This window comes from Occallatibacter sp. (assembly GCF_049802275.1).
In the GTDB taxonomy this organism is placed as follows: domain Bacteria; phylum Acidobacteriota; class Terriglobia; order Terriglobales; family Acidobacteriaceae; genus Telmatobacter.
The window spans coordinates 1-10,276 of sequence record NZ_JBARMD010000476.1 but is presented as its reverse complement, the minus strand read 5'-3'; the positions used below and the strand labels follow the sequence as shown (position 1 = coordinate 10,276).

General features: G+C 59.7%; 10 protein-coding genes. 3 read left to right on the top strand and 7 right to left on the bottom strand.

The window, feature by feature from the left end; genetic code table 11:
* The 6 genes from WA354_RS16650 to WA354_RS16625 all read right to left on the bottom strand — a co-directional run.
* On the bottom strand, positions 1 to 1,676 hold a 1,676-nt coding region (locus WA354_RS16650), incomplete at its 3' end, for a cbb3-type cytochrome c oxidase subunit II (protein WP_472814148.1).
* Positions 1,663 to 2,073, bottom strand: a complete 411-nt coding sequence (locus tag WA354_RS16645; protein WP_472814147.1) for a hypothetical protein — start codon at positions 2,071 to 2,073, stop codon at positions 1,663 to 1,665. The genes WA354_RS16645 and WA354_RS16650, both read right to left, overlap by 14 nt.
* Entirely contained in the window at positions 2,070 to 3,479 is a 1,410-nt protein-coding gene (locus tag WA354_RS16640) for a hypothetical protein (RefSeq protein WP_472814146.1), read from the bottom strand. The genes WA354_RS16645 and WA354_RS16640 overlap by 4 nt, the downstream gene beginning before the upstream one ends.
* Positions 3,460 to 4,167 carry an ABC transporter ATP-binding protein gene (locus tag WA354_RS16635; protein WP_472814145.1) on the bottom strand — a complete coding sequence of 236 codons (708 nt, stop codon included), beginning with the start codon at positions 4,165 to 4,167 and terminating at the stop codon, positions 3,460 to 3,462. Before WA354_RS16635 ends, WA354_RS16640 begins: the two co-directional genes overlap by 20 nt.
* Positions 4,164 to 5,273 (bottom strand): ABC transporter permease, encoded by a 1,110-nt coding sequence (locus tag WA354_RS16630; RefSeq protein WP_472814144.1) that lies wholly within the window; start codon positions 5,271 to 5,273, stop codon positions 4,164 to 4,166. Before WA354_RS16630 ends, WA354_RS16635 begins: the two co-directional genes overlap by 4 nt.
* Positions 5,270 to 6,223, bottom strand: coding sequence for a polyprenyl synthetase family protein (locus tag WA354_RS16625; RefSeq protein ID WP_472814143.1), 954 nt, complete (start codon positions 6,221 to 6,223; stop codon positions 5,270 to 5,272). The genes WA354_RS16630 and WA354_RS16625 overlap by 4 nt, the downstream gene beginning before the upstream one ends.
* 360 nt (positions 6,224 to 6,583) lie before the next feature.
* Here WA354_RS16625 and WA354_RS16620 point away from each other — a divergent pair, with 360 nt between their 5' ends.
* Positions 6,584 to 7,261: a response regulator transcription factor gene (locus WA354_RS16620; RefSeq protein WP_472814142.1), complete on the top strand. Its 678-nt coding sequence runs from the start codon at positions 6,584 to 6,586 to the stop codon at positions 7,259 to 7,261.
* On the top strand, positions 7,242 to 8,702 hold the full coding sequence (locus tag WA354_RS16615) for a sensor histidine kinase (protein ID WP_472814141.1): 1,461 nt from the start codon (positions 7,242 to 7,244) through the stop codon (positions 8,700 to 8,702). The genes WA354_RS16620 and WA354_RS16615 overlap by 20 nt, the downstream gene beginning before the upstream one ends.
* A 62-nt stretch (positions 8,703 to 8,764) precedes the next feature.
* On the opposite strand, the gene WA354_RS16610 is transcribed toward WA354_RS16615, so the two are convergent.
* Positions 8,765 to 9,505 (bottom strand): META domain-containing protein, encoded by a 741-nt coding sequence (locus tag WA354_RS16610; RefSeq protein WP_472814140.1) that lies wholly within the window; start codon positions 9,503 to 9,505, stop codon positions 8,765 to 8,767.
* 253 nt (positions 9,506 to 9,758) lie between these two features.
* Between WA354_RS16610 and pgl the strand changes: the two genes are divergently transcribed.
* Positions 9,759 to 10,276 (top strand): 6-phosphogluconolactonase (pgl, locus tag WA354_RS16605; protein WP_472814139.1); only part of this gene is annotated, 518 nt, incomplete at its 3' end.

Here is a 10,276-nt window from a genome sequence, read left to right as displayed (position 1 = left end):
CCATCGGCATTGTGGCAGGTAGCGCAGTAGCGCTTGTAGAGCTGCGGTCCGTCTGCGAGGTTAGCCTTTGCAAGGGCTTCGGCGGGCAGGTGCCAGCGTTGCTCGTCTGCGATGTGCTGCGTGGCCGCGGCCGGATTGTGAAGGCTCGCCAGATATGCAACCAGATCGTTGCCTCTCTGATCGCGGAAGAGAAAGGCGTAGGAGGGCATGATCGAGGAGCCACTAACCTCACGCGGGTCGACGAGGTGCATCTTGAGCCAGAGAGCGGAACGGCGCGCACCTACCTGCGAAAGATCGGGACCCTGGCGGCGATTGCCGATGAGGGGTGGATGCTCCTGGTGGATTTCGTCGAGATTTTCAATCGGTCCCCACATGAGCACGTCGGCGGTGTTGGGGCGGACGTACTGCGAGTGGCAGTGGATGCAGCCTTCGGAAATATAGACGAGGCGGCCGCGTTCGGCAGCAGTGAGGGAAGCAGCGAAAGGAGCGGAAGGCTGTACGCGGTAGACGATGAGCGCGACGAGAAATACGACGGCGGTAAGCGCCAGTTCACGAGGGCGCTGGCGAAAGATGTTGAAGAGGACCGGAAGCAGAACTACGAGCGAAGCAACGGCAACAAACGCGGGCGGCACGTGTCCGAGGTTCTGGCCCATGCCGATGCCGAGGGCGGATCCGATCCAGCCCGCGATGGCATAGATCCAGCCTGCCTGGCGCGCGCGCTCCGCAGTGAAACGAGCGGGCGAGAGCCACGAAGGATACGCGACCAGGGCTACCGAATACATCGATACGCCAATGGGATAGAAGACGGATGCGGTAATGGCACGGGCGGGATCAAGCAGTAGAAGGCAAGCGAGAGCGAGAGCGCCTACAGCGGAGGCCAGAACCACGGCGAGGCCGCGACGGCGCAGCAGAAATGCGCTGAACATGGCTGCGCCGAGGTGAATGAAACCGTTGGACCAGAGGTGTGCCGAGCCTTGCCATGTGCCCGCTTTGAGGACGGCAGTGTTCTGGATGATGAAGAAGGCGGCGGAGTCGAGCCATATGAGTGCGGCGAAGGATGCGACGACGAGGGCGAATGGAATATTGCGCCAAGCAGGGGCCTGAATTGATTGAGAGCTCGATATCGATTCAGTGGATGCTTCGACGGTGAAGTTCGCGAGGATGATTCCGATGAGGCAAAGCAGGCCGGCGGTTGCAGACTGGACTTGAGGAGTCGCGGTGAAGAGCGATGGAACATTGCAGAGGAAATAGCCGATGCCGGTGCCGAGGCCGACTTTGAGGAGCGGGTTGTGATTGCCGGTCCACTGGCGAAGATGCGTGACGAGGGTGACGGTGAGCAGGCCGAGTGCTGCGCCGATGAGCATGGATACGGCTATCGCAGCGCCGACGGTGAGTTGAGAAATGGTCAGGAATGCTGCGATTCCTGCGAGACAAAAGGCGAGTTGAAGACGACGCGCGGGAGAGGGCAGAAAGCTCACACGCGGAGCGAGCAGACTTAGCAGGATTCCGCCAATGGCCATCGCAGCCATGACGAACTTCAAGTGATCGCCGGCGATGCCAAGCGTATCGAGGCGATGGATGAAAGCGAATTGCGCAAAGATCAGAAAGTAGACATAGGTGACGGCGATGAGGCCAACACCCTGCACTCCCGATGTGCGCAATTTAGGGAGTGGCATGGGACAACCAACCTCTGCGCAGTCCGCGCGCCTGAATAAGAACGCAGATGCCGTCGAAGATTGCGATAAAAAGCCAACCGGTGGCGAGTGTGCCGTTCAGCACGGCAGCGAGAACGAAGATGGCGACGGAACTACGGATGATGGCGGTGAGGAGCCATACCGCTTCAAGCCGCTGAACAACTCTGGTGCGCCGCACGAGCAGAGCGCCGTAGAGATAGGAGAGGCCCACGGCGAGGACAAATGCTCCGATGAAGGAGAGAAACGGAGTCGCGTCATGCGGAACCGAAAGACCCATCATGCGCGTGGTAAAGATGGGCGCCGCGAGGAGGAGCATGCCGGTGAAGGTATCGGATGCTCCGGCGATGAGTTGATAGGCGAGAAGGTAGAGGTCTTTCATACGGTCACCTCACGCGAGTTTCTGGATGGGGTAGTGCCGGAGGCGCCAAGAAGAGCGGAAGCTGCGATGAGCCACTCGGCAGAAGAAATGAGCATCAGAACCCCGGTAACAAGGCGCAGCGAGTAGAGAATGTTGCGCGTGAGACCGGGAGCGTTGATGAAGGCGGGATCGTTGCCTTCGATCCACCCGGCGATGAGCATGATGATGACGTACGCGAGGACACTCCAATTCCACACGTGGAAAGACCAGCGGCGGGTGAGGATCCAGCCATCGTCGCCGAGGAGCTGCACGAGGACCACGGCGAGGAGCGCGGTGAGGAAGCCGGCGACAGCAACCAGCGAGTGACCAACGAGACCATCGGTGAATTTGAAGTGGTCGAGGACGCCCGGGAGAAACATGGCCCAGCCCGAAACGACAAGAAACCCCCACCACCAGAGGAGGGCTGTGCGCCAGGCGCGCGTCTTGTCATGCCACTGAAAGGTTGCATAATAGGCGGGCACTAATGGAAGCCATGCGAGCAGGCTGCCGAGGCTTAGATATTGCGAGGGCAGGTGATGGCTGATGTCGCCACGACTCATCGACAGACACAATAGCGATTCGGCAGCGAAGACAATGGCCGAAACGGCGAGAGGCCAGTTGCGGCCTGGACTGCGACTAGCTACGCCAAAGGGAACAATGAGCAGGATGGCCACGACGCCCAGAGAAGACTCGAGCTGGCTTTCACCCGTGGGGCCTCCGGTGGCTGGATTGATCGCCGGATACAGGCCGGGACCGCATGCGATGTAGATCGCAAACGGAACTGCGAAGAGGATCGCGAGCCCGATGATCTTGATGGCATGCGCAGACCAGGGCTTGTTACGGGCGGAGTTCCACGCGAGAACGAGAGAGGCAGCAAGCAACAGCCAGAGGACAAGCATGGCTGCGGGAAATGCGACTCGAGCGTAGCCGGACCAGTCGAGGAAGAGCTTGCCGCTGGAGTGGCCGGCAAGCCATGTCAGCGATCCGATGAAGAGCGCGACGGACCAAGTCCACAGCACGGGGCGGCACCACGGCGCAGTTGGACCGCGATCGGCGCCGTAGATGCGGAAGAGCCAACCTAGCATGGGAAAGCTACACCATCCGTAGAGAAGGATGTTAACGTGAACCATCATCCAGCGACCGTAGGTCCACTCGCCAAGCACGGCATTGAGCGAGGGCACCAGCAAAAGCAGGGCCAGCATGACGCCGATGGCATTGCCGATGACGAGCCAGAGAAATGCGTGCCAGGCCGCGACGGCAACGGGCTGCACCGGCCTGGTGTGGAGATGGGAAAGCTGGATGGGTTCAGCTGGATGTTGTTCGTGTTCGTGATCCGCGAGCCATGTTTGAGTCGGCGGTTCCAGCAGGCTAGACGGGGCGTGGTTCATATATCCTCCCGTTGTGCATTTCTACGAAGCGATCGCAGCGATAGGCAAGAGCGCGATCGTGGGTGGCCATCAGGAGTGTGACGCCTTCGTTGGCGGCGACGTCGAGCAGAAGCTGAAAGACGGTTGCGCTGGTGTGCTCGTCGAGTGAACCGGTGGGCTCGTCGGCAAGAAGAATTTTAGGTTCGTTCATGAGGGCACGGCAGATCGCGGTGCGCTGGCGCTCGCCGCCTGAAAGCTTCTGAATTTTTTGATTCAAACGATGGGTGAGGCCGGTGCGCTCGGCCAGATGCTGCAGTCGCTGATTGGCGAGGACGCGGTTGGTTCCAGCGGCCACGGTGGGGATGAGGCAGTTTTCTGCGAGCGTGAGATCGGGAATCAGATTGTGGAGCTGGAAGACGAATCCAACTTCGTGGCGGAGAAGCTTGAGCAGATTGCGATGACGATTGACCTCGACGCCATTGACGGCGATGCGTCCGCTATCGGGAGCGTCCAGTCCTCCGAATAGATGAAGGAGGGTACTTTTGCCGCAGCCGGATGGGCCGCAGAGGGCGATGGTTTCGCCCTGGCTGGCTTCGAGATCCACACCGCGAAGCACGGTGATGGCGCCATCATCGTAGGACTTCCAAACGTTTTCAGCGCGAAGAACGACGTGGCCGCTGTAAGTGGAATCTGTGGTGAGGCTGCTCATTCGAATCGGAGCGCCTCCACCGCGCGGATGCGCATGGCGTAGGCAGCCGGGTAAAGGGCTCCGGCCATGCCGGTGAGCAATGCGAGCACAATCACGATGAGCATGAGCAGAGGCCGGACGGAAGCGTCGACGTAGCCATCGAGAGCGGGAACATGCTTGAGCGTGAAGAGTACGGTGATGCCGATGACCAGGCCTGCGAATGCACCGAAGGCGGCAACGCAGGAGGATTCGCCAAAGATCATGGCGGCGATTTGCGTATTGCTGAAGCCGTTGACGCGCAGGATGGCTATCTCTCGAATACGCGTGAAGACCGACATGATCATAGTGTTGGCGATTCCGAGTCCGCCAAGGATAAGGCCGCATCCGCCTACGGCCCACGCGGTGGCTTTGAGAATTTTGAACTGGGAGTAGGAGTGCTGGAACTCAGTGTCTTCGAGGGCGATGAGGTTGGGGTAGTTCTGTTTGATCTGCGCTTTGAATGCGGAGGCGTCCTCTTTGCTGCGCAGCTTGATGGTGACGACGGAGGAGCCGTCTTTGTGAAAGAAGCTTTGCGCGGCGGCGAGAGGCATGAAGACGCCGCCATCTTCGAAGCCATTGGCGGTCTTCAGGATTCCGATGACGTGGAAGGTGCCATGGCCGATGGGGACGCGGCTGCCGACGGTGGCGTTGAGGAAGTCGGCCGCGCGGGAGCCGAGCACGACGTCGTCATTGCTTTTGCCGAAGTCGACGCGATCGCCGGCGAGCCAAGTTGCTTTGCGGATGCGCGCATCGCTTGGCGTGACGCCGAAGCAGGTGATGATGGGGTGGTTGGCGCTGGAGACGATGCCAAAGAGAACGGGATCGGCGTGCGCAACCGTGGGCCAGGTCGAGACTTCGCCGGCAACCGATGCGGGGACGTTGCTGAAGAAAAGATCGGAGACGTTGCGTTCGAAGACGATGATTTCGCTATCGCTCGAAAGGATGCTGGAGAACATGCCGATCGCGCCCTGGAGGATGGTGACCACAGTGAGCATGGCGGCGACGGAAAAGGCAATTCCGGCGATGCTGATGAACGAACGGATGCGGTGCCGGCGGAGATTGGTGAGGATCAACTTAAGGAAGATCATGACCGCGTTCTCGAGATTCCCTCCTCGGCCATTTCGCAGGCGCTGTCGGTGACCTGGCGCAGTTCACGTTCAAGATCGCCGCGCAGTTTGGAGAGAAACGACAGGGCCGGCCGGCGGAGGAGAAGGCGGTGCAGTGTGAGATCGCCAACGTGCAGGAGGCGCTCGAGGCGCTCGACAGCGGCGCAGACGCCGACCGCACTGGCAATATTGGGACGATCAAGGAGTTCGTCGCGTGCGGCGGTCTTGCCGGTTTCGCTGGTGCTCTGCAGAACGTCCTTAAGGTCGTCGATCGCCTGGTAGCCGAGCCCCCAGCAGACGGCGATGCGTTCGAGGAGCTGGATTTCGCGTGCGGGAGCGCCACCGAGCATGGCGGGAACAACCAGGGTAAGGCGAATGAGCGAGACGGTCTTGCCGCGCGCAACGCGTTCTGTGGTTTCGCGTGTGTGGGGAAGAGTGGAGTAGTGGAGATCGAGGCTCTGGCCATTGAGCAGGCCTTCGACACCGAGTCGTTTTTCGATGTAGGTCGTGATGTGGCTTTGAGCGTCTTGCGGGCAGGCGGCGACGGCGCGCCAGATGAGAGCGTACGCGCGATTGATGAGCGCAAGTGCGGAGAGGATAGCGGTGGCTTCCCCGAACTCGACGTGGACACAGGGCGCACCGCGGCGCTCGAGGGCATTGTCCATGCAGGGCAGGTCGTCAAAAATCAGCGAGGCGGTGTGGAAGTACTCGAGAGCGATGGCGACGTTGTGCGCGGATTCGGGATCGAGATGGTAAGCGGAGCCAACGCGGTGCACCATGCGCGGACGTACCATGCTGCCGGGATTCGAGAGCACGTGGCGGAGGGCGTCTTCAAAGCCGGGATCGAGAAGCGATGGCAGCGGCAAGGAAGTGCGAAACGACTCTGTCAGTAAAGCCGAGTTGTTTTCGTCCAGCTTAGGTTCTCTTGGCACTCTGCTCCTCGTCACCGTGTGTTCATTGCTTCGAATCGCAGCGCGCGAGGACATCTGATCGATCCCGGGTGCACGAGCCGCCTTGTATCTGGTTGAGACGCGCTTTAGCGGGTTTTGGCGCGCGTGAGGAGCAGTAACGCGTAATGAAGTTTTGTTCATTTGACAGGTCGTTCCTAATCCTGTTTGAGCCAAGAGGCCAATATTATCAACCATATCGGATGCACATGACAGTTGAGGTACGCACAGATGACGATCTGTTCATGAGTGCCGTCATTTGAACTGATCTGTCACCAGTTCGCTCAAAGTTTCGATGCGATGAAAGACAGACTGCGTCTAACTCGATGAACTAAGATTTGATCCATGCGGCTTCTGTTAGTTGAAGACGAATACGATATCCAGACATTTTTGCGGCGCTCGCTGGAAGAGGCGGGCTACCAGGTGGATGCGGCGTCGAACGGCGCAACCGCGGAAGGCTTAGCCACGGAGAATGGATACGACATTCTGGTGGTTGATCTAGGGCTGCCGGACTGCGATGGAATCAGCCTGATTTTGCGTTTGCGGCAGATTGGAGTGAAGGCGCCGGTGCTGATCTTGTCGGCACGCCGCTCGGTGGACGATCGCGTGCGCGGGTTGGAGCAAGGTGGCGACGATTATCTGACCAAGCCGTTCGCGTTGGCGGAACTGCTGGCGCGGTTGCGGAATCTGTTGAAGCGCAACAGCCCTACGGGGAGCGAATCGACGCGGCTGCGGGTGCTGGATCTTGAGCTGGATTTGCTGCGCCGGGAGGCGACGCGGTCGGGCGAGGTGCTGCAACTGACGCCGCAGGAGTTTGTGCTGCTGGAGTATCTGTGCAGGAACGCAGGGCGCGTCGTCACGCGGTCGATGATTCTGGACAAGGTGTGGGGCATGCGCATCCAACCAGACACGAACGTGGTCGATGTGCACATCTATCGCCTGCGCGGGAAGGTGGACGGCAAAGGGCAGCAGCCCATGATTCGCACGCTGCGGGGAGTAGGTTATGTCCTCAAAGACCGGTAACGCAGAAGCCGGGACGGTCCGCAAGCCGTTGATGCACAGCGCGGCCTGGCGCATTTCACTGTGGGCCACGCTGGCCTATGCCGTCGGTACGATGGTGGTGTTTGTGTTTCTGCATCGATTTGTCGCGGCGGATATTCAGCGGCGCAGTGATGCATGGCTTTCCGGCGAGGTGGAAGTGCTGGGCGACGTGGCCGAGCACACGCCCAAGGACGCGCTCTACGGACGCGTGATGGGAGAGGTCGCGGAACTGGCGAGCAAGGAAGTGCCGAACCGGGTGCGCGGCGAGAGCGCTGAAAACGATTCAGTGTTTTTTCTGCAGATGGGCACGAATGGCGCCATGCAACTCTGGGCGGGCCCGGGGAGCAGTGGGCCTTTTGTTACGGCCATTCAGAAGGCCACGATTCAGCCAGACCGTGCGACAGACGTGAACGTTCCGGGGACGGCGATCCCTTTTCGTGTCGCGAGGCTCGCGATTGACGATGGAAGCCGGGTGTACCTGGGGCTTTCAGAGCGCGACGAATTGCGCGTGTTGCAGAAGCTGCGCTTGCGGTTTATCTCCTGGTGGCTGCTGCTGGTGCTGCTGGGATTTGGGATTGTGTTTTTTACGACACGGCGAATGCTGAGCCACGTGCGGGGAATTACGGAGGCCGCTTCGCGCATCGGGCACACGGAACTGAATGCGCGCGTGCCGACCAGCGAACGCAATGACGAAGTAGGCCAACTGGCGCGGACGCTGAACCGGATGCTGGACCGGATTGAGAATTCAATGCACCAATTGCATACGATTACGGATTCTCTGGCGCATGACTTGCGCAGCCCGCTGACGGCGATTCGCGGCAAGCTGGAGATGTCGCTTTCGGCGGCGACCGATCCGGAGCAGACGGAGCCGATCGTGTCGGCAATTGAAGAGCTTGATCGTTTGACGGAATTCCTGAACGCATCGCTGGATGTGGCCGAAGCGCGCGCTGATGCCTTGCGGCTTTCGCGAAGCGAGATTAATCTCGATGAGCTGTTGCGGATCATGATCGATCTTTACGAGCCGTCGATGGCCGAAAAGGGGTTGCAGATTCGGCTTCGCAGCGCGGGACCGGTGATCATCGACGCAGATGCGGCATTGGTGCATCGCATGGTTGCCAACCTGTTCGATAACGAGTTGAAGCATTTACCGGCTTCGTGCACGGTGACGGTGCAACTGGAATCGGCGGATGGGTTGGCGCTGCTCTCGGTAGAAGACGATGGGCCAGGGTTTTCACACGAGGTGAGTGAGCACCTGTTTGAGCGGCGCGTGAAGGGCAGGGAGTCGAGCGGGCACGGACTTGGGCTGGCGTTTGTGGACGCAGTTGTACGGGCGCATGGGGGAACGATCACGGCCACGAATCGTGAGAGCGGGGGCGCACGCATTGCGCTGGCGCTGCCACTGGTGCCGGTTCATGCGATGTGACGCCGTTCGACCGTCATGCCAACACGGGAGTAAGCAAGCGTTTTGCGGATGGCATTCCCCGGTTATGGGGTCACGGGTTTTGTAGGCGGCATTCGCGTAAAGCGGAGCGGTTTCTCGAACCCTTTGCAATAAATCAGCAGATACGGATCTTTCCACTCGAAACGTTCGGCTGCCTGAAGCGCCTCAAGGTATTTTGATTCCTGATTCATCACTGGTTCGGGGCAAGCCATTCGCGTGGAACCCATCCCGCCCAGTTTGATGGCATCTCCGTTAATTTGAGCTGAGCCGAAGAAGCGATTACAGGAGCCGCTGCCTGCTATTTTCCCGGCTTCGGGGAATGTTAGGGTCGCCTTTCCGTGATCGGCTGCTGTACCTGCGAGGTCTTCGAGGAGCCATTCACTGCCCGACAGGTTAAAGGCGGCATTCGACGCGGGTGCAGCTTGCGCAGGCTTGGCCTGCTTGATCGAGGCAACGTTGAGGACGGGCTGTTCGCCAGTCTCCACACCCGTCCTCTGGCTGATGGTACCGGTGATTCTTACGCGCTTGTCCGTGAAGATTTCAAGCTCTCCAGCCTTAGGATCGCTGACTTGAATTGAAGTGAGCTGCTTGCCGCCGATGTTGATTGCGGGATCCAGTTCGAGGACCCAACCTGTAGATTCGGCGCCTATGGCCATGGCGCGAACGAGCTTGCCTTTTACCGTAATTTCTTGTTCCGATGGCTGCGCCTGCAAAGAGAAGCTGGGCAGCGCCAGGATGTTGGCTACTGCCAGGGCTACAGTGGTAATCAGTCGCGCGATGCGCATCTCGAATCTCCTCTGACATGGTCTCTGGGATTCATCTGGAGAATTGCTGTTGAATCGTGAGAGCCATCTGCACGAATTATCTGCTTGCGTCGAAGGGGTTAACAAGGCGACTCCGGATCTTGATCGTAGTGCAGGGGGTTGGATCAACCCAATCGAGGTTTGGAGGAGCGGCCATATTTGGCGGCTTCGATGATTGGCGTTGATGAAGGCGCCACGACCTGGCATGTAATGTAGAAAATGGAGGTCCGTTGGTATGGCTTCGAAACTGAGGATTGAATACATCGTAGAGCCGGATGCGACGGCGCTTGCACGGCGGACGGCACAGCATTTTGTTGATGTGGTGGAGCAGGCGGTGGCAAAGCGAGGATTGGCTCGGATTGCGATCAGCGGCGGATCTACCCCGAAGGCGGCATTTCAGTTGCTGGCGGATCCCGGGCAGCCCTGGCTCAAGCGCATGCCGTGGGACAAGCTTGAACTCTATTGGGTGGATGAGCGGACGGTTCCGCTGGATGATCCCGAAAGCAACTACCGCATGACGCGCGAGGCTATGCTGGATCATGTTCCCCTGAAGCCGGAACGGGTGCACAGGATGGAGGGTGAATTGGAGCCGGAGGTTGCGGCGGCGCGATACGAGTCGCTGCTGCGGAACAACTTCAGGCTGGAGGGGGCGGAGAGCCCGCGGTTTGACCTGGTTGCACTGGGGATGGGCGACGACGGGCATACGGCTTCGATCTTTCCGCATACCGAAGCGATCCATACGCTGGGGCGGCT

Excerpts from the sequence above, each read along its gene's own strand:
- WA354_RS16645 (WP_472814147.1), bottom strand. The coding sequence starts at position 2,073 with ATGAAAGACCTCTACCTTCTCGCCTATCAACTCATCGCCGGAGCATCC.
- WA354_RS16640 (WP_472814146.1), bottom strand. The coding sequence starts at position 3,479 with ATGAACCACGCCCCGTCTAGCCTGCTGGAACCGCCGACTCAAACATGG.
- WA354_RS16630 (WP_472814144.1), bottom strand. The coding sequence starts at position 5,273 with ATGATCTTCCTTAAGTTGATCCTCACCAATCTCCGCCGGCACCGCATC.
- WA354_RS16620 (WP_472814142.1), top strand. The coding sequence starts at position 6,584 with ATGCGGCTTCTGTTAGTTGAAGACGAATACGATATCCAGACATTTTTG.
- WA354_RS16610 (WP_472814140.1), bottom strand. The coding sequence starts at position 9,505 with ATGCGCATCGCGCGACTGATTACCACTGTAGCCCTGGCAGTAGCCAAC.
- WA354_RS16615 (WP_472814141.1), top strand. The coding sequence starts at position 7,242 with ATGTCCTCAAAGACCGGTAACGCAGAAGCCGGGACGGTCCGCAAGCCG.
- WA354_RS16635 (WP_472814145.1), bottom strand. The coding sequence starts at position 4,167 with ATGAGCAGCCTCACCACAGATTCCACTTACAGCGGCCACGTCGTTCTT.